24 protein-coding genes are annotated in these 21,845 nt (G+C 71.1%); 18 read left to right on the forward strand and 6 right to left on the reverse strand.

What is annotated here, in order from left to right:
* The first annotated feature begins 85 nt into the window (after window positions 1-85).
* From secY to IE331_RS02685, 14 genes are all read left to right on the forward strand, one after another.
* Window positions 86-1,387: a preprotein translocase subunit SecY gene (secY, locus tag IE331_RS02620; protein WP_192141648.1), complete on the forward strand. Its 1,302-nt coding sequence runs from the start codon at window positions 86-88 to the stop codon at window positions 1,385-1,387.
* A 1-nt stretch (window position 1,388) separates the two neighbouring features.
* Complete coding sequence (locus IE331_RS02625) at window positions 1,389-1,964, forward strand: adenylate kinase (protein ID WP_192140195.1); 576 nt, start codon at window positions 1,389-1,391, stop codon at window positions 1,962-1,964.
* A 13-nt stretch (window positions 1,965-1,977) separates the two neighbouring features.
* Window positions 1,978-2,793, forward strand: a complete 816-nt coding sequence (gene map / locus IE331_RS02630) for a type I methionyl aminopeptidase (protein ID WP_404821736.1) — start codon at window positions 1,978-1,980, stop codon at window positions 2,791-2,793.
* Window positions 2,794-2,938: 145 nt separating this feature from the next.
* Window positions 2,939-4,057 carry an LLM class flavin-dependent oxidoreductase gene (locus IE331_RS02635; protein ID WP_201930944.1) on the forward strand — a complete coding sequence of 373 codons (1,119 nt, stop codon included), beginning with the start codon at window positions 2,939-2,941 and terminating at the stop codon, window positions 4,055-4,057.
* Between the two features lie 226 nt (window positions 4,058-4,283).
* The gene (gene infA, locus IE331_RS02640; RefSeq protein ID WP_192140199.1) at window positions 4,284-4,505 is read left to right on the forward strand and encodes a translation initiation factor IF-1; all 222 of its coding nucleotides are present in this window, start codon (window positions 4,284-4,286) and stop codon (window positions 4,503-4,505) included.
* Window positions 4,506-4,533: 28 nt separating this feature from the next.
* On the forward strand, window positions 4,534-4,647 hold the full coding sequence (gene rpmJ, locus IE331_RS02645; RefSeq protein WP_192140201.1) for a 50S ribosomal protein L36: 114 nt from the start codon (window positions 4,534-4,536) through the stop codon (window positions 4,645-4,647).
* A gap of 204 nt (window positions 4,648-4,851) precedes the next feature.
* Window positions 4,852-5,226 (forward strand): 30S ribosomal protein S13, encoded by a 375-nt coding sequence (gene rpsM, locus IE331_RS02650; RefSeq protein ID WP_192140203.1) that lies wholly within the window; start codon window positions 4,852-4,854, stop codon window positions 5,224-5,226.
* 94 nt (window positions 5,227-5,320) lie between these two features.
* Entirely contained in the window at window positions 5,321-5,728 is a 408-nt protein-coding gene (gene rpsK / locus IE331_RS02655; protein WP_192140205.1) for a 30S ribosomal protein S11, read from the forward strand.
* A gap of 41 nt (window positions 5,729-5,769) precedes the next feature.
* Window positions 5,770-6,378: a 30S ribosomal protein S4 gene (rpsD, locus tag IE331_RS02660; RefSeq protein ID WP_192140211.1), complete on the forward strand. Its 609-nt coding sequence runs from the start codon at window positions 5,770-5,772 to the stop codon at window positions 6,376-6,378.
* A 70-nt stretch (window positions 6,379-6,448) separates the two neighbouring features.
* Window positions 6,449-7,465, forward strand: a complete 1,017-nt coding sequence (locus IE331_RS02665) for a DNA-directed RNA polymerase subunit alpha (protein WP_192140213.1) — start codon at window positions 6,449-6,451, stop codon at window positions 7,463-7,465.
* Window positions 7,466-7,578: 113 nt separating this feature from the next.
* A complete protein-coding gene (gene rplQ / locus IE331_RS02670; RefSeq protein ID WP_192140215.1) occupies window positions 7,579-8,181 on the forward strand; it encodes a 50S ribosomal protein L17 in 603 nt (200 codons plus the stop codon).
* Between the two features lie 104 nt (window positions 8,182-8,285).
* A complete protein-coding gene (locus IE331_RS02675; protein ID WP_192140217.1) occupies window positions 8,286-9,194 on the forward strand; it encodes a carbohydrate kinase family protein in 909 nt (302 codons plus the stop codon).
* A gap of 29 nt (window positions 9,195-9,223) precedes the next feature.
* Complete coding sequence (truA, locus tag IE331_RS02680; protein ID WP_318646754.1) at window positions 9,224-10,090, forward strand: tRNA pseudouridine(38-40) synthase TruA; 867 nt, start codon at window positions 9,224-9,226, stop codon at window positions 10,088-10,090.
* On the forward strand, window positions 10,083-10,679 hold the full coding sequence (locus tag IE331_RS02685; RefSeq protein ID WP_192140219.1) for a class I SAM-dependent methyltransferase: 597 nt from the start codon (window positions 10,083-10,085) through the stop codon (window positions 10,677-10,679). The genes truA and IE331_RS02685 overlap by 8 nt, the downstream gene beginning before the upstream one ends.
* Before the next feature lie 12 nt (window positions 10,680-10,691).
* Here IE331_RS02685 and IE331_RS02690 read toward each other — a convergent pair whose 3' ends face one another.
* Together IE331_RS02690 and IE331_RS02695 are read right to left on the reverse strand one after the other, a co-directional pair.
* A complete protein-coding gene (locus IE331_RS02690; protein ID WP_192140221.1) occupies window positions 10,692-11,642 on the reverse strand; it encodes a phosphatase PAP2 family protein in 951 nt (316 codons plus the stop codon).
* Window positions 11,643-11,704: 62 nt separating this feature from the next.
* The gene (locus tag IE331_RS02695) at window positions 11,705-12,253 is read right to left on the reverse strand and encodes a TetR/AcrR family transcriptional regulator (protein WP_192140223.1); all 549 of its coding nucleotides are present in this window, start codon (window positions 12,251-12,253) and stop codon (window positions 11,705-11,707) included.
* 74 nt (window positions 12,254-12,327) lie between these two features.
* Between IE331_RS02695 and IE331_RS02700 the strand changes: the two genes are divergently transcribed.
* Together IE331_RS02700 and IE331_RS02705 are read left to right on the forward strand one after the other, a co-directional pair.
* Complete coding sequence (locus IE331_RS02700) at window positions 12,328-12,654, forward strand: DMT family transporter (protein ID WP_192140225.1); 327 nt, start codon at window positions 12,328-12,330, stop codon at window positions 12,652-12,654.
* Between the two features lie 57 nt (window positions 12,655-12,711).
* Entirely contained in the window at window positions 12,712-14,418 is a 1,707-nt protein-coding gene (locus IE331_RS02705) for an ABC-F family ATP-binding cassette domain-containing protein (RefSeq protein ID WP_192140227.1), read from the forward strand.
* Here the strand turns inward: IE331_RS02705 and IE331_RS02710 are convergent.
* The gene (locus IE331_RS02710; RefSeq protein WP_192140229.1) at window positions 14,364-16,532 is read right to left on the reverse strand and encodes an ATP-binding protein; all 2,169 of its coding nucleotides are present in this window, start codon (window positions 16,530-16,532) and stop codon (window positions 14,364-14,366) included. The two genes, IE331_RS02705 and IE331_RS02710, sit on opposite strands and share 55 nt — an antisense overlap.
* Before the next feature lie 285 nt (window positions 16,533-16,817).
* Between IE331_RS02710 and IE331_RS02715 the strand changes: the two genes are divergently transcribed.
* Window positions 16,818-17,741, forward strand: a complete 924-nt coding sequence (locus IE331_RS02715) for a zinc metalloprotease (protein ID WP_192140231.1) — start codon at window positions 16,818-16,820, stop codon at window positions 17,739-17,741.
* Window positions 17,742-17,760: 19 nt separating this feature from the next.
* On the opposite strand, the gene IE331_RS02720 is transcribed toward IE331_RS02715, so the two are convergent.
* Window positions 17,761-18,312: an MOSC domain-containing protein gene (locus IE331_RS02720; protein ID WP_192140233.1), complete on the reverse strand. Its 552-nt coding sequence runs from the start codon at window positions 18,310-18,312 to the stop codon at window positions 17,761-17,763.
* 72 nt (window positions 18,313-18,384) lie between these two features.
* Here IE331_RS02720 and IE331_RS02725 point away from each other — a divergent pair, with 72 nt between their 5' ends.
* Window positions 18,385-19,956 (forward strand): long-chain-fatty-acid--CoA ligase, encoded by a 1,572-nt coding sequence (locus IE331_RS02725; RefSeq protein WP_192140235.1) that lies wholly within the window; start codon window positions 18,385-18,387, stop codon window positions 19,954-19,956.
* Window positions 19,957-19,964: 8 nt separating this feature from the next.
* Here IE331_RS02725 and IE331_RS02730 read toward each other — a convergent pair whose 3' ends face one another.
* Together IE331_RS02730 and IE331_RS02735 are read right to left on the reverse strand one after the other, a co-directional pair.
* Window positions 19,965-20,132 (reverse strand): hypothetical protein, encoded by a 168-nt coding sequence (locus IE331_RS02730; protein ID WP_192140237.1) that lies wholly within the window; start codon window positions 20,130-20,132, stop codon window positions 19,965-19,967.
* A gap of 108 nt (window positions 20,133-20,240) precedes the next feature.
* The gene (locus IE331_RS02735; protein WP_192140242.1) at window positions 20,241-21,572 is read right to left on the reverse strand and encodes a citrate synthase; all 1,332 of its coding nucleotides are present in this window, start codon (window positions 21,570-21,572) and stop codon (window positions 20,241-20,243) included.
* Between the last annotated feature and the right edge of the window lie 273 nt (window positions 21,573-21,845).

Consider the following 21,845-nt stretch of genomic DNA (forward strand, 5'->3'; position numbering starts at 1 on the left):
GGGGTCGGCCTGTTAGGCTTCCCCGAGTTCTCGCCCGGGGTCCACTGGCCCGGCGAGAGTCATCAGCATGAGAAAGGCAGATCACGTGCTAGGCGCGTTCGCCAACGCTTTCCGGACTCCCGACCTGCGACGCAAGTTGCTGTTCGTCCTGGGGATCATCGTGATCTTCCGGCTCGGCTCACAGGTCCCGGCCCCCGGGGTCGACACGGCCAACGTGCAGACCTGCCTGAACCAGCTCGAGGACAGCAGCGTCTACACGCTGATCAACCTGTTCTCGGGCGGTGCGCTGCTCCAGCTGACGATCTTCGCGCTGGGGATCATGCCCTACATCACCGCCAGCATCATCCTGCAGCTGCTCGTCGTGGTCATCCCGCGGCTCGAGGCGCTGAAGAAGGAGGGTCAGGCGGGCCAGACCAAGATCACCCAGTACACGCGCTACCTCACCCTGGCCCTCGCCGTACTGCAGGCGACCGGCATCGTCGCGCTGGCCCGGTCCGGGCAGCTGCTCACCGGGTGTGACCGTCCGCTGCTGCACGACGACGGCATCGCCACCTTCCTGATCATGGTGCTCACGATGACGGCCGGCACCGCGGTCATCATGTGGCTCGGCGAGCTGATCACCGACCGCGGCGTCGGCAACGGCATGTCGATCCTGATCTTCACCCAGGTCATCGCCACGTTCCCCTCGTCGCTGTGGCAGGTCAAGGTCTCCCAGGGCGTGTGGACCTTCGGCATCGTGATGGCGATCGGACTCGTGCTGGTCGCGGCGGTCATCTTCATCGAGCAGGCCCAGCGCCGGATCCCGGTGCAGTACGCCCGCCGGATGGTGGGCCGCAAGATGTTCGGCGGCAGCTCGACGTACATCCCGCTCAAGGTGAACCAGGCGGGCATCATCCCGGTCATCTTCGCCAGCTCACTGCTCTACCTGCCGGCCATGGCCGTGCAGTTCAACGCGGGCGCGAACCCGCAGCCCGTGTGGGTCAGCTTCCTGAACAAGTACCTGGTCGACGGCAGCCACCCGCTGTACATGGCCGTCTACTTCGGGCTGATCATCTTCTTCACCTACTTCTACGTCTCGATCACGTTCAACCCGAACGAGGTCGCGGACAACATGAAGAAGTACGGCGGCTTCATCCCCGGGATCCGGGCGGGCAAGCCGACCGAGGACTACCTGTCCTACGTCCTGTCCCGGATCACGCTGCCGGGCGCGCTCTACCTCGGTCTGATCTCGCTGGTCCCGCTGATCGCCTTCGCGGTGATCAACGCGAACCAGAACTTCCCCTTCGGCGGCACCTCCATCCTGATCATGGTGGGTGTCGCGCTGGATACGGTGAAGCAGATCGAGAGCCAGCTCCAGCAGCGCAACTACGAAGGATTCCTCCGCTGAGATGAGACTCATCATCATGGGCCCGCCGGGTGCCGGTAAGGGAACCCAGGCCAAGTTCGTCGCGGAGCGCTTCGGCGTCCCGGCCGTCTCGACCGGCGACATCTTCCGGGCGAACGTCTCCGAGGGCACGCCGCTCGGCATCGAGGCCAAGCGCTACATGGACGCGGGGGAGTACGTCCCCGACGACGTCACGAACCGGATGGTCCGCAACCGGATCGACCAGCCGGACGCGGAGCCGGGGTTCCTGCTCGACGGCTACCCCCGGACCGTCGCCCAGGTCGAGGAGCTCGACGGCATGATCCGGTTCACCGGTCACCAGCTGGACGCGGTGGTGGTGCTCACCGTCGACGAGGACGAGGTGGTGCAGCGGCTGCTGGCCCGTGCCCAGGTCGAGGGTCGCGCGGACGACACCGAAGAGGTCATCCGTCGTCGCCAGGAGGTGTACGGCGAGCAGACCGCGCCGCTCATCGACGTCTACCGCCAGCGGGGGATCCTGGTCGAGGTCGACGGCATGGGCGAGGTCGACGAGGTGACCGAGCGCATCTTCGCGGCGTTGTCCACGGTCCCCGAGAGCTGAGCCCGGCATGGGCCTGCTGGACCGCGGGATCCAGATCAAGACCCCGGAGCAGATCGCGAAGATGCGGGTCGCCGGCCTGCTGGTCGGCGAGACCCTGGAGCTGCTGCGGCGGTCGGTCCGGCCGGGCGTGACCACCGGTGAGCTCGACGCCATCGCCGAGGAGAACATCCGCGCCGGCGGCGGGGTCCCGTCGTTCAAGGGCTACAGCCACCCGCCGTTCCCGGCCTCGATCTGCGCGTCGGTGAACGAGCAGGTCGTGCACGGCATCCCCGGTGACCGGGAGCTGGTCGAGGGCGACGTGATCTCGATCGACTGCGGTGCGATCGTGGACGGCTGGCACGGGGACGCGGCGATCACGGTGGCCGTGGGCACGATCCCGGACGCGGTGACCGAGCTGATGCGGGTCACCGAGGAGTCCATGTGGCGCGGCTTCGCCGCCGCCCGGCTCGGCGGCCGGGTCGGCGACATCTCGGCGGCGGTGGAGTCCTACGTGCGGTCCCAGGGCGACTACGGGATCCTCGAGGAGTACACGGGTCACGGGATCGGCACCGAGATGCACCAGCCGCCCAACGTCCCCAACGTCGGTCGCGCCGGTCGTGGCGCCAAGCTGGTCCGCGGCCTGGCCCTGGCCGTCGAGCCGATGGTCACCCTCGGCTCCAGGCACACCGACGTGCTCGACGACGACTGGACGATCGTCACCGCCGACGGCAGCTTCGCCGCCCACTTCGAACACACCTTCACGATCACCCCCGACGGGCTGTGGATCCTCACCGCCCTCGACGGGGGCGAGTCCCGGCTCGCCGAGCTCGGCGTCCCCTTCGCCGGCTGACCCCGACCCGTCGCTTGTGTCGGTCTCACACCCGCCGACCCGTCGCTTGTGTCGGCCTGACACAAGCGACGGGTCGAGGCGCTGGGGGCCGACACAAGCGACGGGTCGGGGAACAAGGAGGGAGGGGGCGGTGTTGCCAGCGCATATGAGCCCCCATGACATGGCCGACGGGACCGGGCCGGCGCTGCCCGACGGGACCGGGCCGGCGCTGTCGGTGCTGGACCTGGTGCCGGTGCGCAGCAACCAGACCAGCGCCGAGGCGCTGACCGCAGCCAGGTCGCTGGTCCGGGTCGCTGAGCGGCACGGCTACCGGCGCTACTGGGTGGCCGAGCACCACAACATGCCCGCCGTCGCCGCCACCAACCCGCCGGTGCTGATCGGGCTGCTCGCCGCCGCCACCGAGCGGATCAGGGTCGGCTCGGGCGGCGTGATGCTCCCCAACCACGCCCCGCTCGTCGTCGCCGAGCAGTTCGCCCTGCTCGAGGCCGCCTTCCCCGGCCGGATCGACCTCGGCATCGGCCGAGCCCCGGGCACGGACCCGGTCACCCGCTACGCGCTGCGCTACGGCGCCGGCGGTGTCGACGACAGCGCCGTCGAGCGCTTCCCCGAGTACGTCGGCAACGTGGTGTCGATGATGGAGGAGTCGGGGGTGTCGATGGCGGTGGCCGGCCGCACCCACGAGCTCCGCGCCACCCCGCGGGCCGCCGGCCGGCCGCCGGTGTGGCTGCTGGGGTCCTCCGACTACTCCGCCCGGCTCGCAGCCGAGCAGGGCCTGCCCTACGTCTTCGCCCACCACTTCGCGGGCAAGGGCACCGCCGAGGCCCTGGAGCTGTACCGGACCCGGTTCCGCCCCTCCGGCGACTGCCCCGAGCCGCGCACCTTCCTCACCGTCAACGTGGGCGTCGCCGAGACCGCCGAGGAGGCCCGGCGGCGGGCGCTCCCGCAGCAGCACGCGATGCTGGCCCTGCGCACCGGTGCTCCCCTGGGGCCGCAGATGCTCGTGGAGGAGGCGGAGGCGACCACGGTGCCGGACCAGCACCGGGGCCTGCTCGAGGCGATGGCCGGCCGCTGGGTCCTCGACGAGCCGGCCGGCGCGGCGGCGGAGGTGCGGCGGCTGGCGACGACGTACGGCGTCGACGAGGTGATGGTGCATCCGGTGGCGGGGGCGATGGCCTCCGAGCCCGCCGACGCGGCGCCGGCCCGCGAGCGCACCCTGGCGCTGTTGCAGCAGGCGATGGCCCCGGCGAGGTCCGGACGCGATTAGGGAATCCGTGCACGATCGCACTAGACTGAGCGGTCGGCCCAACGTGGGTCTGTTTCGTGGTGCCTCGCGGCTGCCCGGATCGCCAACCGTCCTGCTCGGTGAGCAGGTCGCAGCGCGCCCGGGAAGAGGTCCTCGGAACGGCTGCACGAGGTCCACTTCGCGCGAGCGGAGAGGTTCCCGGGCCAGGTTTTCACGGTAGATCACACACGATCAGATTGCGGAGGACATGCCGAAGAAAGAAGGCGTGATCGAGATCGAGGGCACCGTCATCGAGGCTCTCCCGAACGCGATGTTCCGGGTAGAGCTGAGCAACGGGCACAAGGTCCTCGCCCACATCAGCGGCAAGATGCGTCAGCACTACATCCGGATCCTCCCCGAGGACCGGGTGGTGGTGGAGCTCTCTCCGTACGACCTCACCCGGGGTCGGATCGTCTACCGGTACAAGTGACACGTCAGCCGACAGTGAAAGGCCTCTCATGAAGGTCAACCCGAGCGTCAAGAGGATCTGCGACAAGTGCCAGGTGGTACGCCGCCACGGCCGGGTCATGGTCATCTGCTCCAACCCGCGGCACAAGCAGCGGCAGGGCTGAGTTCCTGGGCCGGGCGCGCAGCGTCCCGGTCCGGCACCTGAGCCACCACAACTGAAGACACCTCACAACGTGATCGCTGAGGTCTGCGCCGGCCCGACCGGCGAGACCGAATCACCTCCGGAGCAGAGGCCGGAGCCCGGTTCGAGGACCGGGGCGCGACACGACCAGACACCTCTGTGAGAACCGAAGGGAAACCGCCACCACATGGCACGCCTCGTTGGTGTTGACCTCCCGCGCGACAAGCGCATCGAGATCGCACTCACCTACATCTACGGCATCGGCCGTACCCGCGCCCAGCAGCTGCTGGAGCTCTCGGGCGTCAGCCCCGAGCTCCGCGTCCACGAGCTGGGCGACGAGGAGCTGGTCAAGCTCCGCGACCAGATCGAAGCCAACTTCAAGATCGAGGGTGACCTCCGTCGCGAGGTCCAGGCCGACATCCGTCGCAAGATCGAGATCGGCAGCTACCAGGGTCGCCGCCACCGCATGGGCCTCCCGGTCCGCGGTCAGCGCACCAAGACCAACGCCCGCACCCGCAAGGGTCCGAAGCGGACTGTCGCCGGCAAGAAGAAGACCAAGTGACGTCGGTGCGCTGAGGGTCCTCCGCGACCCGGCACACCGCCGCACCTGCTGACTTCACTCGAACTCACAGCTTCCAGAACCTCAGGAGAAACGTATGCCTCCCAAGAGCCGCACCGCGGCCGGCGCCAAGAAGGTGCGCCGCAAGGAGAAGAAGAACATCGCTCAGGGCGAAGCCCACATCAAGAGCACGTTCAACAACACGATCGTCACGATCACCGACCCGACCGGCGCGGTGATCTCGTGGGCCTCGGCGGGCACCGTGGGCTTCAAGGGCTCGCGCAAGTCCACGCCGTACGCCGCACAGATGGCAGCCGAGGCTGCTGGTCGCCGGGCGATGGAGCACGGCATGAAGAAGATCGACGTCTTCGTCAAGGGCCCGGGCTCGGGCCGCGAGACGGCGATCCGGTCCCTGGGTGCGATCGGCCTCGAGGTCGGCACCATCCAGGACGTCACGCCCACGCCCCACAACGGATGCCGCCCGCCCAAGCGCCGGCGCGTCTGACCCGCCACCAAGACCAGCAGAGACCAAGGAGTCATTGAGCTATGGCCCGTTACATCGGCCCCATGACCAAGAAGTCGCGCCGTCTCGGTGTCGACCTCGTGGGCGGCGACTCGGCATTCGAGCGTCGTCCCTACCCGCCCGGCCAGCACGGCCGCGGCCGCATCAAGGAGAGCGAGTACCTCCTCCAGCTGCGGGAGAAGCAGAAGGCCCGCATCTCCTACGGCGTGCTGGAGAAGCAGTTCCACAACTACTACGTGGAGGCCTCGCGGCGCGCCGGCAAGACCGGTGACAACCTGCTGCAGATGCTCGAGTGCCGTCTCGACAACGTGGTCTACCGTGCCGGCTTCGCCCGCACCCGCCGCCACGCCCGTCAGCTCGTCGTCCACGGTCACTTCACCGTGAACGGCAAGAAGGTCGACATCCCGTCCTTCCAGGTCTCGGCGCACGACGTGATCGACGTGCGTGAGAAGTCCCTGGAGATGACCCCGTTCATCGTGGCTCGCGAGACCCACGGCGAGCGTGTCGTCCCCGCATGGCTCGAGGCGCTGCCCAACCGCATGCGCGTCCTCGTTCACCAGCTCCCGGTCCGGGCCCAGATCGACATCCCGGTCCAGGAGCAGCTGATCGTCGAGTACTACTCGAAGAAGTAACCCCCTCCCTCATCGATCACCGAAGTTCGGGCCCGTCAAATGGTGGGTGGGCCCGGAAAGGACAGTCTCAGTGCTTATCGCTCAGCGCCCGACCCTGTCGGAAGAGTCCGTTGACGAGTTCCGCTCACGGTTCGTGATCGAGCCGCTGGAGCCCGGATTCGGGTACACGCTCGGCAACTCGCTGCGTCGCACGCTCCTCAGCTCGATCCCGGGCGCGTCCGTCACCAGCATCAAGATCGACAACGTCCTGCACGAGTTCTCGACCATCGAGGGCGTGAAGGAGGATGTCACCGAGGTCATCCTCAACCTGAAGGGCCTGGTCGTCTCCTCCGAGCACGACGAGCCGGTCACGATGTACCTGCGCAAGCAGGGTGCGGGCGCGGTCACCGCGGCCGACATCGCACCGCCGGCCGGCGTGGAGGTGCACAACCCGGACCTGACCATCGCCACCCTCTCCGACAGCGGCAAGCTGGAGATGGAGCTGGTCGTCGAGCGTGGCCGCGGCTACGTCAGCGCGGTCCAGAACAAGGGCGGCGACAACGAGATCGGCCGGATGCCGGTCGACTCGATCTACTCGCCGGTCCTCAAGGTGACCTACAAGGTCGAGGCCACGCGTGTCGAGCAGCGGACCGACTTCGACAAGCTCGTCATCGACGTCGAGACCAAGCCGTCGATCCGTCCCCGTGACGCGATCGCCTCGGCCGGCAAGACCCTGGTCGAGCTGTTCGGCCTGGCCCGGGAGCTCAACGTCGAGGCCGAGGGCATCGACATCGGCCCCTCGCCCGTCGACGAGCAGCTGGCTGCCGACCTCGCCCTCCCGGTCGAGGACCTGCAGCTGACCGTGCGGTCCTACAACTGCCTCAAGCGCGAGGGCATCCACACCGTGGGTGAGCTCATCTCCCGCTCGGAGCAGGACCTGCTCGACATCCGCAACTTCGGCTCGAAGTCGATCGACGAGGTCAAGGGCAAGCTGGTCGAGATGGGCCTGTCCCTCAAGGACAGCGCGCCCGGCTTCGACCCGCAGGCCGCCCTGGCGGCGTACGGCGACGACGACGACGACGCGTTCGTCGAGGACGAGCAGTACTGATCCCCTCGACGGACGGGCTCGTCGAGGTCTGCTGACCTCGACGGGCCCGGCCCGCGAGACAAACCCTCTATCCCGGTACCTGACACGGCCGGGGAGAATCGAGAGAACCAGAGATGCCTACCCCCAAGAAGGGCACGCGCCTCGGCGGCAGCCCGGCCCACCAGCGGCTCATGGTCGCGAACCTGGCCACCGCGCTGTTCGAGCACGGACGGATCACCACCACCGAGGCCAAGGCGCGGGTGCTGCGCCCGGTCGCGGAGAAGCTGATCACCAAGGCGAAGCGCGGCGACCTGCACAACCGTCGCGAGGTCCTCAAGACGGTCCGCGACAAGTCGGTCGTGCACACCCTCTTCACCGAGATCGCACCGACGTTCGCCGAGCGCCCCGGGGGCTACACCCGGGTCACGAAGATCGGCCCCCGCAAGGGCGACAACGCCCCCATGGCGGTCATCGAGCTGGTGACCGAGGCCTACAGCCCCAAGGCGCCGTCGACCAAGAAGACCCAGGCCGCCGCGCCGGTCGAGACCGACGCCGCCCCGGCCGAGGTCGAGGCCACCGGCACCGACGGTGAGACCGAGGTCGTCGAGACCCAGGCCGCCGACGTCGAGACCGCCGAGGCGCAGAGCACGGAGGCCGCCGAGGTCGCCGACGCACCCGCCGAGGAGTCCGACGCACCCGCCGAGGAGCCCGCCGAGGGCGAGTCGAAGGACGCCTGACCCGGCACCGTCGCACGCACAGGGCCCGTCACCGGACACGGTGGCGGGCCCTGCCGCATCCGAGACGCGCCCCGGTCCGCGGCCGGATCGTGTAGAGAGGGGGCATGACTCCGTTCTCTGCGCTGGTGGTCGGCGAGGCCCTGATGGACGTGGTGCACGCGGAGGGCGCCGTGCAGGAGCATGCCGGTGGGAGCGCGGCGAACACCGCGCTCGCCCTGGCCCGGCTCGACGTCGCCACGTCGTTGGTGACCCGGCTCGGCGAGGACGACCACGGTCGGCGGATCGCGGCCCACCTCGAGGGCAACGGCGTCACATTGGTGGGGCCGTACGCCGGCATGGCCCGCACCTCGTCCGCCGTCGCCACGATCGGCGCCGGCGGGGCCGCGACCTACGAGTTCGACATCGAGTGGGACCTCCCGCCGGTGGTGCTGCCCGGAGGGCTGCGGCCGACCCTGGTGCACACCTGCTCGCTGGCGGCGGTCCTCGCCCCGGGGTGCGAACGGGTGGCCGACCTCGTGGCCGGGCTGTCCGAGGGCGCGGTGGTCAGCTACGACCTGAACCTCCGGCCGGGCGTCACGGGCACCGGGCCGGAGATCGCCGAACGGGTCGACCGGATGGTGGCCCTGGCCGACGTGGTCAAGGCCAGCGACGAGGACCTGGCCGCCCTGCACCCGGACCTGCCGATCGCCGACGCGGCCGGGCTGCTGCTGGGCCTCGGCCCGGCGGCGGTCGTGGTGACGCGGGGTGGTGCCGGCGCGTCGTGGTACGGGCCGCAGGGCGAGGTGCACGTCGCCGCGGAGCCGGTGGAGGTCGTCGACACCGTCGGCGCCGGCGACACCTTCGGTGCCGCGCTGCTGGTGGCGCTGGGGGAGCGAGGCCTGCTCGTCGGTGACGGCCTGGTCGGGCTGGACCCGGAGGGCTGGCGGGAGGTGCTCGAGTTCGCCGGCGCCGCGGCCCGGGTCACGGTGTCGCGACCGGGTGCCGATCCGCCGCGCCGGAGCGACCTCGGCTGATCCGGACCCGCGTGGCAGGATGGCCGATCGTGCGCCTCCGGATCGACCTCGCCTACGACGGCACCGACTTCAAGGGCTGGGCCCGGCAGCCGGGCCTGCGCACGGTCCAGGCGGAGCTGGAGACGGCGCTGGACACCGTGCTGCGGCGGTCGTCGACGAGCGTGACGTGTGCCGGTCGCACCGACACCGGGGTGCACGCCCGCGGTCAGGTCGCCCACGTCGACCTCTCCGAGGAGGTCCTGCGGGCGGTCGCCGGCCGCCGCGCCGCCGACGCCGGGGCGGAGGCCACCGAGGTGCTCGCGCGGCGGCTGAACGGCCTGCTGCCCGACGACGTCCGGATCCGCCGGGTGGTCCCGGCCGCCTCCGGCTTCGACGCCCGCTTCTCGGCGCTCTGGCGGCGCTACGCCTACCGCATCGACGACTCGGGGACCGCCGACCCGCTCGCCCGCGGGCACGTCCTGTCCTGGCCCCGGCCCCTGGACCTGGACGCGATGAACACGGCGGCGGCCCCGTTGCTCGGCGAGCACGACTTCGCGGCGTTCTGCAAGCGGCGCGAGGGGGCGACCACGGTCCGTCGGGTGCTCGCACTGCACGTCGGACGGCTCCCCGAGGGGCTGGTGGTGGCGACGGTCCAGGCCGACGCCTTCTGCCACCACATGGTCCGCTCGCTGATGGGCTGCCTGGTCAGGGTGGGGGAGGGGCGGCGTGAGCCCGCATGGGTCCGCGAGATCCTCCGCGCGGGACGACGGGATCCCGCGGTGCCGGTCCTGGCGGCGCACGGCCTTGTGCTCGAGGAGGTCCGCTACCCGCCCGACGACGCCCTCGCGGACCAGGCCGACGCGACCCGCCGCGTCCGCGGCCGACCCGAGCCTGCGGAGGGGACCGACGATGGATGAGCACTACTTCTCCGCCGACCCGTCGGTGCCGTTCCGGCGGGCGCCCGTGGTGGCCCGGGTCTGGGATCGGGACTTCTCGCTCACGAGCGGGTCCGGGGTCTTCGCCCAAGGACGACTCGACGTCGGCACGGCCGTGCTCTTCCGCGAGACCGAGCCGCCGCGGCCCGGGCGGATCCTCGATCTCGGCTGCGGCTACGGGATGATCGGCCTGGCCATCGCCTCCGCCGTCCCGGGCGCCACGGTCACGGGGGTCGACGTCAACGAGCGTGCGCTGCTGCTCGCCACCGAGAACGCCGCCGCCCTGGGCCTGGCGGACCGGTTCACCGCCGTCCTGCCGGACGCGGTGCCCGCCGACGCGACGTACGACGAGATCTGGTCGAACCCGCCCATCCGGATCGGCAAGCAGGCCCTGCACGCCCTGCTGCTGGAGTGGCTGCCCCGCCTGGCGCCGGGCGGTCGCGCCGTGCTGGTGGTCGGCAAGAACCTCGGTGCCGACTCGTTGCAGCGGTGGCTGACCGACCGGGGGTTCCCGACCGGGCGCCTGGCCAGCGCCAAGGGGTTCAGGGTGCTGGAGTGCCGGCGCGGCTGAGGGCCGCGTGGCTCAGTCGCCGCGGATCCGCTCCCACCAGGAGCAGGCGCCCAGCACGCCCACGGCGAGCACGGCTCCGGCCACGATGTCGACGACGTAGTGCTCGCCGCTGTAGACGAGCCCGAGCGACATCGTCAGGGGGTAGGCCAGGAGGGCCCACCGCCAGGGGCCGCGCAGGCGCTGGATCCCGTAGAGCGCGAGCAGGAAGGCGATCCCCGCGTGCAGCGAGGGCATGGCCGCGACCGGGTTGCCCACCCCGGTGAGCACCAGGTGGAACCGTGCCAGGTCCGTGTCGCCCCATCCCCGGTCGGTGATCCGCAGCACCTCGTGGGTCAGGTACCCGTCGCGGGAGGCCATCCACGGGGGAGCCATCGGGTAGAGGACGTAGACCACCAGGGCGGCCAGGTTGGCCGCGACGTAGCGGCGCATCCACCGCCGCCACTCCACGCGCCGGGTCAGCCACAGCACCATGGCGAGGGCCAGCCCGGCCACGAAGTGGGTCGTGTAGACGGACGTGAACAGCACGTCGTACCACCGCGCGCCCCCGGAGCCGACGCACGGTTGACCGCACAGGGCGGTCTGCAGCCGGTACGACGGCAGCTCGCCGCCGCCGAGCCAGGTGTCCACCGCGATCGGCATCGTCACCTCGGGCGTGAAGCCGAGCTCGTCGGCCAGCCCGCGGCTGTAGAAGTAGACGACGAGGGCCGCCACCGGAGGCCACCAGTCCCTGAGGAAGCCCAGGTGGTGGCCCGGTGGGGCCTCGACGTGCCAGCAGACCGTGGCCAGCCACAGCCAGCCGAAGATCTGGACCGTGTCGCTGGGGACGCCCCAGGCGAGGGTCCAGGCGACCAGCAGGACGAGGTAGCCGCTGACGGCGGCGATCCGGGGCCCGGTCCGGGTGATCGCGACCGGGGAGCCGACCTCGCGGACGGCGGGTGCTCCCTCCGCGCCCCGCTTCCCCATCCACTCATCCTAGGCTCCTCGGAGCCTCGTGGGCGTGCCGCCAGCGACCCAGCAGCGGCCCGTCAGCGGGCCAGCGCGTGGGCGGCGTCGGCCAGGTCGCGCGCGGCTCGGTCCAGCTCCTCGGGGGCGTCGACGGCGAGGTCCACGTGCAGGCCCAGGAGGCCCACGTCGACCAGGCGGGTCACCCGGGCGACCCGGGCCGGGCGGGCGCCGCAGTCGCCGAGGAAGCCGCCGAGCGCCTGCATCCACCGCTCGTTGCTGCGCCGGACTCCGGACCGGTAGGGCTCCTCGCCGAGCAGCCCGCTCGCGGCGGCCTGCACGTAGAGGTCCTCGCACGACCGCAGTGGCTCCTCCCGGAACGCCTCCCACAGCCGCAGCACACCTGCTCGCACCGTGCGCCCCCGAGGCACCGTGCTCAGGGTGGCGATCGCGCGGTCGTTGGCGGAGTCGATGATCGCGGTCACGAGCTCCGCGCGGCTCCCGAAGTGGTAGAGGAGCATCCGGTCGCTCGTGCCCAGTGCCTCCCCCAGCGGCCTCAGGCTGAGCCCGATCAGGCCGCTCTCGAGGACGTGGTCGGTCGCCCCCTCCAGCAGCTGCTCTCTGCGTCCCATGGCGGTGAATGTAGCAGGTGCTACGCTTGCCACCAGGCTATGTAGCAACTGCTACAGGCGATGGAGGTGACGAGATGGGGCTGGCCTACCTGCTGCTCGGTGCGGCGATCGTGGTCGAGGTGGCGGCGACGGCGGCGTTGCCGCGCGCCCAGGGATTCACCGACCCGGTCTGGTCGGCGTTCGTGCTGGGCGGCTACGCCGTCTCCATCTGGCTGCTCGCGATCGTCGTGCGGGAGATGCCGGTCTCGGTGGCCTACGCCGTGTGGTCCGGGGCGGGCACGGCACTCGTCGCGATCGTCGGCCTCACCCTGCTCGGCGAGTCGGTCGGCCCGGCGAAGGCGTTCTTCCTGGCGATGATCATCGCCGGCGTGGTGGGGCTGAACCTGGTCGCCGGGCACTGAGGCGCCCGCGGAAAACCCCGGTGCCGTCCCGGTCGTCATGCGGCAGACTGCTCCGACGTGGGTCACGTGGATGTCGCCGGTGTGCGCTTCGAGCTCCCGGACGGGCGGGTGCTGCTCGACGACGTCTCGTTCCGGGTCGGCGAGGGGGCCAAGGTGGCTCTGGTGGGCGCCAACGGCGCCGGCAAGACCACCTTGCTGCGCATCGTCTCCGGTGAGCTGTCGCCGCACCAGGGGGCCGTCACGCGCTCGGGCGGCCTGGGTGTCATGCCGCAGATGGTCACCGCCGGCCTGGCCGAGGACGCCACGGTCGCGGACCTGCTGCTCTCGGTCGCTCCGCCGCGGACCCGCCAGGCGGCCGCCGAGGTGCACGCCTGCGAGCTGGCGCTGATGGAGACCGACGACGAGCGGGTCCAGATGCGCTACGCCACCGCGCTCGCGGAGTTCGGCGACGCCGGTGGCTACGACCTGGAGGTGGTGTGGGACGTCTGCACCACCGCCGCCCTCGGCGTGCCGTACGACCGGGCCAAGTACCGCGACCTGCGCACGCTCAGCGGTGGCGAGCAGAAGCGCCTCGTGCTGGAGTACCTGCTCCGCGGCCCGGAGCAGGTGCTGCTGCTGGACGAGCCCGACAACTTCCTCGACGTCCCCGGCAAGCGGTGGCTCGAGGCGCGGCTCGGGGAGTCCGACAAGACGGTGCTGTTCATCAGTCACGACCGGGAGCTGCTCGCCAACACCGCCTCCCGGGTGGTCACCGTCGAGCTCGGACGCGGGGGCGCCGGCAACGCGGTCTGGACCCATCCGGGTGGGTTCGCCTCCTACCACGAGGCGCGCCGCGACCGCTTCGCGCGCTTCGAGGAGCTGCGCCGACGGTGGGACGAGGAGCACGCGAAGCTGCGGGCGCAGATGCTGATGTACAAGCAGAAGGCGGCCTACAACGCCGACATGGCCTCGCGCTACCAGGCCGCCCAGACCCGGCTGCGACGGTTCGAGGACGCCGGGCCGCCGACCGAGCAGCCTCGGGAGCAGCAGGTGGCGATGCGGCTGCGTGGCGGCCGGACCGGCAAGCGGGCGGTCGTGTGCGAGGAGCTCGAGCTGACCGGCCTGATGCGGCCCTTCGACCTCGAGGTCTGGTACGGCGAGCGGGTCGCCGTCCTCGGCTCGAACGGCTCGGGCAAGTCGCACTTCCTCCGCCTGCTTGCCGCGGGCGGGACCAGTCCGGAGGTCGAGCACCGACCCGTCGGTGACGTCGAGGTGCAGCCCGTGCCGCACAGCGGCCGGGCCAGGCTGGGGGCTCGGGTGCGGCCGGGCTGGTTCGTCCAGACCCACGAGCACCCCGAGCTTGCCGGGCGCACGCTGCTGGAGATCCTGCACCGCGGGGACGCCCAGCCGGACGGGCGCGGACGCTCCGGCATGGGGCGGGAGGAGGCCTCGCGGGTCCTCGACCGCTACGAGCTGAGCGCCTCGTCGGAGCAGCGCTTCGACTCGCTCTCGGGTGGCCAGCAGGCGCGGTTCCAGATCCTGCTCCTCGAGCTGTCCGGGGCCACGCTGCTGCTGCTCGACGAGCCGACCGACAACCTCGACGTGCAGTCCGCGGAGGCGCTGGAAGAGGGGCTGCGGGCGTTCGAGGGGACGGTGCTCGCGGTGACCCACGACCGGTGGTTCGCGCGCGGGTTCGACCGGTTCCTCGTCTACGGGGCCGACGGGTCGGTCTACGAGGCGGACGGCCCCGTGTGGGACGAGGGCAGGGTGGACAGGACGCGCTGAGACCCCTCGGCCCGGCCGGTGCAGGGTGCCGCCGAGGGCCCGGCCTCGGGCAGGAAGGCGGTGAACCTGCTGCCCACCCCCTCGGTCGACTCCACCTCGACCCGTCCGCCGTGGCCGGCCACGATCGCCTGCACGATCGAGAGACCGAGCCCGGTCCCGGGCACCGCCTGGCGGGTGGCGGCCGCCGAGCGGAAGAAGCGGTCGAAGACCTGCGGAAGGTCTTCGGGGGAGATGCCGACCCCCGTGTCGGTGACGGTGAGGAGGGCGCCGGTCGGAGCGGCCGCGAGGTCCAGCACGACGGTGCTCTGCTCGTCGCTGAACTTCAGGGCGTTCGAGACCAGGTTCGTGATCACCCGCTCCAGCTGGTCGGGGTCGCCGGCCACCGTGACCGGCTCGGCCGGCGTACGCACGTCGAGCCGGTCACCCGTGCACCCCTGGGGCCCGAGGGCCTCCAGCGACCGGGACACCACCTCGCTCAGGTCGGTCGGCTGCGCCTTCACCCGGAAGGTGCCCGCCTCGACCCGCGAGAGCGTCAGCAGGTCCTCGATCAGGCCCAGCAGCCGCCGGGCGTTGCGGTCCACTCGCTCGAGCATCGTGGCCTGGGCGGGCGTCAGCTCGCCGCCACCCCCGTCGAGGACGAGCTCGAGGTTGCCCATCACGCTGGTGATCGGGGTCCGCAGCTCGTGGCTCACGGACGCGACGAAGTCGTTCTTGGTCTGGTCCAGCAGGGCCAGCCGCTGCACGGCCTCGCGTTCGCGGTCGAGGGCGGCCCGCAGGACCTCCTCGGTGCGCCGGGTCTCGGTGACGTCGTCGGCGACCCCCAGGTAGCCGATGAAGCGGTCCTGGGCGTCGTAGCGTCGGCTGACCCGCAGTGAGACCGTCATCCGGCGACCGTCCCTCGCCCACCAGGTCCAGTCCCGCTGCTCCGAGGTCGCCCCGCTGTCGAGGGTCGCGCCGACCGGGCCCAGTCCGGGCGGCAGAGACAGCTCGGCGGCGCGCTCGGCCAGCTCGGTGTGGTCGTGGAAGACCTCGGGAGTGCGGAGGCCGACCAGCTCCTCGGCTGAGTAGCCGAGCAGGTTCTCGGCGCCGGCGTTGAAGAAGGTGATCGTGCTGTCGAGGTCGGTGCCGATGATCGCGGTCCGGTTCGCCGCGTCCATGACCCCCTCTAGCAGGGCCGTCGACGACCGGGCCCGCTCCAGCGCGGCGGCACTCTGCGCGGTGACGAGCGCGATCGGCAGCGACACCAGCGCGTAGGCGACGAGGTTCGCCTGCAGCAGCGTGCCGGTGACCTCCGGCATCAGGTCGAGCCGGTCGACCGCCGCCGCGAACGGACCGCGCCCCCGCGTGGTCAGCAGGGAGGACACGACGCCGGCCAGCAGCAGCTGCACTGCGGCGACCTGCACCCCGAAGCGGGCCGCCCCCCAGGCGAGGATCGGCATCGGCAGGAACGCCAGCGGCAGCCCGTTCTGCATGACGAAGATCGGGACCACGGTCGCGACCAGCACGATCGGCTGCAGGACCATCTCGACGCGGCTGATGCGGCTGGGCCGGGGGGCCGGCAGCATCACCAGTGGGCAGAGGATCAGGACCGCCGCCGCGTGGGAGGCCATCACGGCTCGCCCGGTCACGACCAGGTCGCCGGGGGTGAGCAGGCCGACCGTGAGACCGCCGAGGACGCCGGCGGTCGTCGCGCCGAGCAGCGCCGCCCCGATCAGGCGCCACAGGTCACCCAGCTCGACCAGCCGGGGCGGGCCGGGCCGCCCCTTCTTGAGCCACCACACGACCACCACGGCCTCGGCGGCATTGGTCAGTGCGAAGCCCGCCGACACGTCGAGGGGTCGCCCGCCGAGCCAGTTGGCGGCCCCACTGAAGACGAAGATGCCCCCGACGGCGATCCAGAGGAGCCCGGGCCGGGTCCACAGGGCGAGGGCGACCGAGACCCCGGCGGCCGGCCACCAGGCGGCGACGCTGCTGCCGGGCGGTGCCAGGGCCACCGAGACCTGGCCGAGAGCCAGCACGGCGAGCAGGGCAGGCACGACCAGCAGCGCCCAGGTGCGGTCGGACAGGTAGCCGTCCGGGCCGCCGGTGATGCGGCGGCGGTCGCGCTCACCCACCGTGTCTCCCAGCTGCCAGGTCACCGCCCCAGCGGCGGAGTGCCCCATCCTTCCGTGACCCGGCATCCGGCGGGGCAACCGGCCCCCATCTTGAGGTAATCATGATCTGTGCGCCGGCGCGCCGAGGCCGGCCACGCGGCTCGTGGTCCGGTGCTCGGGTGGGCCGCGGGTGGGCCGCGGGCGAGCGGCGGGTGGGCCGGAGGTCTTCCGGTCAGGAGCCTCCCGGGCTAGATTCCTCGCGTGCGCGCGCCCGCGCGCCGACAATCGTTCGGAGAAGGGTTCCCCATGTCCCACCGCCTGCCGTGGCGTGCCGCTCTCGCCGTCGCCGCGACCGTCGTCCTCTGCACCGGCGGGGCGGTGCCGCCCCAGCACTCCGCCGCCGAGGCGTCCGGGGAGGAGTGCGTGGACGGCTCGGCCGCGGCGCGGGTGAAGAATCGCAAGGCGGCCGAGCCGAAGCTGTTCAAGGACAGCCAGGCCAAGGCGTACGGGCAGATCAAGGACCAGCCGACCATGGCCGACGGCAGTGTCACCGTCCGCACGGTCTTCAACCTGATCTCCGACCACGAGCTGGGCGCGGGCGAGCTGGCCCGGTGGCAGCGTCTGGTGGACGACCAGATGGAGGTGCTCAACGACTCCTTCTCCGGCAGCACCGCGCCGCTCGCGGCGAACTCGCCGTTCCGCTTCGACCTGGTCGACCTCGTGATCCACAACCGGCCGGAGTGGTACCACGTCGTGCCGGGCAAGACCGAGCGGGACATGAAGCGCGAGCTGCACCGCGGCGACGCGAGGACCCTGAACGTCTACGCCGCCGACATCGGCGCCGGCCTGCTGGGCTGGGCCTACTTCCCGCAGGGCTACAACAACGGCAACGACTACCGCGACGGTGTGGTGATGCTCGACGAGTCGATGCCGGGCGGCACGGCCGGCAAGTACGCCGAGGGCGACACGCTCACCCACGAGGTCGGGCACTGGCTGGCGCTGCACCACACGTTCAACGGCGGGTGCTCGGCGTCGAACGACTTCGTCGCCGACACCCCGAAGGAGGCCTCGCCGGCGTTCGACTGCCCCGAGGGCAGGGACACCTGCGCGGCGCCCGGCGACGACCCGATCCACAACTTCATGGACTACACCCAGGACTCCTGCATGAACATGTTCACCCGCGGCCAGGTGGACCGGATGAGCGACGCCTGGCTGGCGTTCCGCGCCTGAGCCGGTCCGGCGCTGCCGGTCACAGGCGCCGTACGTCGTCTCCGGGGTGCACGAGCCCCCCGGAGACGACCCGGGCGTTGAGCCCGCGCAGTCGCAGCTCCTTGCCGGCGGGGGAGTTCACGAAGGACAGGGCGTCGGCACCGAAGCGGCGCTCGAACTTGGCGCACCCGTTGTGGGGCTTGTCGGTCACCTCGATGACGGCGTCCGGCCCGATGGCGAGCCGCGCCCCGGTCGGCAGGTTGTCGTGGGAGAGGTCGAGGTCGACGTAGAGCTGGTCCCCGGCGAGGGCCTGCTCCTCCGGGCTGTCGGCCAGGAGCCTGACCATGCGGGCGCTCATCACGTTCAGCTGCGCCTTGAGATGGCGTCCCTCGGACACCGCCCGTGAGGTGGCCCGGTCGAGCCAGTCGTCGCCGATCAGCCCGAGCGCCTCGTCGAGCACGCCCTCCTCGAGCACCTCGCGCTCGGCGGCACCGGGTCGGCGGACCAGCAGGTCCAGGCTGCCCTCGCGTCGTGGCGCGGCCCTGAGGGAGGGCAGTGCCGGCTCCAGCTCGGCAGTGGTCCGGTGCGCCATGGGGGCATCATGGCACCGCGGCGCACCCAGGGGCCCGTTGTCCCGCCGTGTGAGGTAGGACACAATCGCCGGATGGACGCACCCGAGCCGACCTCGATCGACGAGCGCATCTCCTGGTGGGCGGAGCAGACCCCCGACGCACAGGCGATGTCCTACCTGTCCCGGTCGTGGACCTGGGCGAAGTGGGACGACCGGGTCCGCCGGGCGGCGGGTGGTCTGCGGGAGCTGGGCATCGGTCGGGGGGACGTGGTCGCGTTCCTCGACAAGAACCACCCCGCCTGCGTCGAGGTCACGAACGCCGCCGCCTCCCTGGGCGCGGCCACCGCGATCGTCAACTGGCGCTCGGCGCCAGACGAGGTGCACTACGCCGTCAACGACTCCGGTGCCCGGGTGCTGTTCGTCGGCTCCGAGCTGGTGCCCACCGTCGAGAAGGTGCGCGACCGGCTGGACGCCGTGGAGCGGGTGATCGAGGTGACCCCCGACGGAGCCGACGCGGACGAGTATGAGGCGTGGCTCGCGGCCGCCGTCCCGACCGGCCGGGCCGAGGACCTCGACCCGGACGACGTGTGCCTGGTGATGTACTCCTCAGGCACCACGGGTCGGCCCAAGGGCATCATGCTCAGCCACCGCAACATGCTCAGCCACACCCGGAACGCCCATGACGGATGGAGCTTCGAGCCCGGCGACAAGGCGATGGTCTCGATGCCGCTGTTCCACGTCGGCGGGTCCTCCTGGGTCATGTTCGGCATCCACGACGGCATCCCCAGCGTCATGACCCGCGACCCCGACGGCGCCTCCCTCGCCGGCGCGATCATGGCGGGAGCCAACCGGACGTTCCTGGTGCCGGCGGTGCTCGCCCAGGTGCTGCAGTCGGGGGACGACGCGATCCGGCTGTTCGGTGCGCTCAAGACCTACACCTACGGCGCCGCGCCGATGCCGGCCCCGCTGCTCCGCGCCGCCATGACGGCGTGGCCGGACACCGACTTCATCCACGTCTACGGACTCACCGAGGTGGCGGGCGTCGCCACCCACCTCATGCCGGACGAGCACCGGGACCCCGACCATCCGGAGCGGCTGGTGTCCGCGGGCCGGCCGGTGCCCGAGTGCGAGCTGCGGGTGGTCGACCCCGGCAGCCTCGAGGAGGTCCCGGTCGGGGAGCACGGGGAGATCTGGCTGCGGACGCCGCAGCTGATGAAGGGCTTCCTCCACCGCCCCGAGGAGACCGCCGAGGTGATCACCGACGACGGCTGGTTCCGCACCGGCGACATCGGCCGGGTCGACGACGAGGGATACGTCTTCGTCGAGGACCGGATCAAGGACATGATCATCAGCGGCGGGGAGAACGTCTACTCACCCGAGGTGGAGCGGGTGCTGGCCGAGCACCCCGCCGTCATGGAGGTCGCGATCATCGGGATCCCGGACGACACCTGGGGCGAGGCGGTCAAGGCCGTCGTCGCCCTGCACCCGGGCGCCGAGGCCACCGAGGCCGACCTCCTGGCCTGGTGCCGCGAGTCGCTCGCGGGCTTCAAGTGCCCCAGGTCGGTGGACCTGATCGAGGCTCTGCCGCGCAACCCCACGGGCAAGATCCTCAAGCGGGACCTCCGCCGCCCCTACTGGGAGGGCCACGACACGGCCGTCGTGTGAGCGGCCGGTCAGGTGTCGGGGGTGTCCGAGCCTCCCCGGCGCCGGCCGAAGCGGGTGCGCGGGGTGGTCCGGTCCTCGGAGTCCGGGCCCTGGTCGCCGCGGCGTCGGCCTCGGACGCCGGGTCTCGGGGACTGCCGGAGCTGGACCCAGCTGGCGAGCGGGTGCGGTGCGATCATGACAGCGAGGAGGGGAGCGGCGCCGCGGAGATACGACCGCAGGGTCCCCGAACGACGAGTGCCGCCCCCGGGTGACCGGGAGCGGCACTCGTCGACGTACGGCGTGGGTCAGGCCCAGCGCTGCGCGGCCGGCACGAAGTCGAGCGTGCGGTCGCCGGTGTAGATCTGCTTCGGGCGGGCGATCTTCTGCTCCTTGTCCTGCACCAGCTCCAGCCACTGCGCCAGCCAGCCGGGGGTGCGGCCGATGGCGAACAGCACCGTGAACATCTCCGGCGGGAACTGGAAGGCCTCGTAGATCAGGCCCGAGTAGAAGTCGACGTTGGGGTAGAGCTTGCGCTTGACGAAGTACTCGTCCTCCAGCGCGATCTTCTCCAGCTCCTGGGCGATCTCGAGCAGCGGGTTCACCCCGGTCACCTCGAAGACGTCGTCGCAGGCCTTCTTGATGATCTGCGCGCGCGGGTCGTAGTTCTTGTAGACCCGGTGGCCGAAGCCCATGAGCTTCTCGTTGCCGTTCTTCACGCCCTCGATGAAGGAGGGGATGTTCTCCTTCTTGCCGATCCGGCGCAGCATCCGCAGCACCGCCTCGTTGGCGCCGCCGTGCAGCGGGCCGAAGAGCGCCGCCACGCCGGCGGAGACCGCCGAGTAGGGGTCGACCTGCGAGGACCCGACCGAGCGCACCGCGTTGGTCGAGCAGTTCTGCTCATGGTCGGCGTGCAGGATGAACAGGACGTCGAGGGCCTTGACCAGCCGCGGGTCGGCCTCGAACTTCTTCTCGCTCATCTTGAACAGCATCGAGAGGAAGTTCTCGGTGTAGCTGAGCTCGTTGTCGGGGTAGACGAACGGCTTGCCCTGCGCGTGCCGGTAGGACCACGCGCCCAGCGTCGGCATCTTGGCGATCATGCGGACGATCTGCATGTGCCGGTTGTCGGCGTCGCCGATGTTGCGGGCGTCGGGGTAGAACGTCGACAGCGCCCCGACCGAGGCCATCAGCATGCCCATCGGGTGCGCGTCGTAGCGGAAGCCGTGCATGAACCGCTTCACGTTCTCGTGCACGAAGGTGTGGAAGGTGATCTCGTGCTCCCACGCGCCGTACTCCTGCTTGGAGGGCAGGGTGCCGTTGATCAGCAGGTAGGCGACCTCGAGGAAGTTCGAGTGCTCCGCGAGCTGCTCGATCGGGTAGCCGCGGTACTCCAGGATGCCCTTGTCGCCGTCGATGTAGGTGACGGCGCTGCGACAGGAGGCGGTGTTGACGAAGCCGGGGTCGTAGACCGCCAGGCCGGGCTGCTCCTCGTCGACACGGATCTGGCCCAGGTCGGCGGCCCTGACCGTGCCGTCGACGATGGGCAGGTCGTACTCGTTGCCGGTGCGGTTGTCGCGGACGGTCAGGGAGGTCTTCCCCGAGGAATCGGCGGCGTCGCTGGCGGCCTGTACGTCGGTCACGTCGGCTCCTGTCTGGGAGGGTGCGAGTGCTGTTCGAGTGTGAGGCGAGTGGGTGTCGACTCTCGACTTGTGCAGAGGGCCAACCTATTCCGTCGGGCACGATCATGCGAACGCAGGGCGTTTTGACGCCCGGACCGCCCGCGTCCTAAACTCATGCGTCGCGACTCCTGCCGCGCCGTGACCGCACGTCACGGTGCAGATCCGGACAACCACCTCGCAGTGGCGAAGCCGGGCCGTGTTCGTCAGAAGCCGCAGCTTTCCCTCCCGGCCGGG

This window comes from Nocardioides donggukensis, assembly GCF_014842875.1.
GTDB lineage: Bacteria > Actinomycetota > Actinomycetes > Propionibacteriales > Nocardioidaceae > Nocardioides > Nocardioides donggukensis.

Excerpts from the sequence above, each read along its gene's own strand:
- rpsM (WP_192140203.1), top strand. The coding sequence starts at position 4,852 with ATGGCACGCCTCGTTGGTGTTGACCTCCCGCGCGACAAGCGCATCGAG.
- rpsK (WP_192140205.1), top strand. The coding sequence starts at position 5,321 with ATGCCTCCCAAGAGCCGCACCGCGGCCGGCGCCAAGAAGGTGCGCCGC.
- IE331_RS02700 (WP_192140225.1), top strand. The coding sequence starts at position 12,328 with ATGGGGCTGGCCTACCTGCTGCTCGGTGCGGCGATCGTGGTCGAGGTG.
- IE331_RS02730 (WP_192140237.1), bottom strand. The coding sequence starts at position 20,132 with ATGATCGCACCGCACCCGCTCGCCAGCTGGGTCCAGCTCCGGCAGTCC.
- IE331_RS02720 (WP_192140233.1), bottom strand. The coding sequence starts at position 18,312 with ATGGCGCACCGGACCACTGCCGAGCTGGAGCCGGCACTGCCCTCCCTC.
- rpsD (WP_192140211.1), top strand. The coding sequence starts at position 5,770 with ATGGCCCGTTACATCGGCCCCATGACCAAGAAGTCGCGCCGTCTCGGT.
- IE331_RS02635 (WP_201930944.1), top strand. The coding sequence starts at position 2,939 with ATGAGCCCCCATGACATGGCCGACGGGACCGGGCCGGCGCTGCCCGAC.
- IE331_RS02675 (WP_192140217.1), top strand. The coding sequence starts at position 8,286 with ATGACTCCGTTCTCTGCGCTGGTGGTCGGCGAGGCCCTGATGGACGTG.
- rpmJ (WP_192140201.1), top strand. The coding sequence starts at position 4,534 with ATGAAGGTCAACCCGAGCGTCAAGAGGATCTGCGACAAGTGCCAGGTG.
- infA (WP_192140199.1), top strand. The coding sequence starts at position 4,284 with ATGCCGAAGAAAGAAGGCGTGATCGAGATCGAGGGCACCGTCATCGAG.
- IE331_RS02725 (WP_192140235.1), top strand. The coding sequence starts at position 18,385 with ATGGACGCACCCGAGCCGACCTCGATCGACGAGCGCATCTCCTGGTGG.
- IE331_RS02690 (WP_192140221.1), bottom strand. The coding sequence starts at position 11,642 with ATGGGGAAGCGGGGCGCGGAGGGAGCACCCGCCGTCCGCGAGGTCGGC.
- IE331_RS02685 (WP_192140219.1), top strand. The coding sequence starts at position 10,083 with ATGGATGAGCACTACTTCTCCGCCGACCCGTCGGTGCCGTTCCGGCGG.
- rplQ (WP_192140215.1), top strand. The coding sequence starts at position 7,579 with ATGCCTACCCCCAAGAAGGGCACGCGCCTCGGCGGCAGCCCGGCCCAC.
- IE331_RS02695 (WP_192140223.1), bottom strand. The coding sequence starts at position 12,253 with ATGGGACGCAGAGAGCAGCTGCTGGAGGGGGCGACCGACCACGTCCTC.
- IE331_RS02715 (WP_192140231.1), top strand. The coding sequence starts at position 16,818 with ATGTCCCACCGCCTGCCGTGGCGTGCCGCTCTCGCCGTCGCCGCGACC.
- IE331_RS02625 (WP_192140195.1), top strand. The coding sequence starts at position 1,389 with ATGAGACTCATCATCATGGGCCCGCCGGGTGCCGGTAAGGGAACCCAG.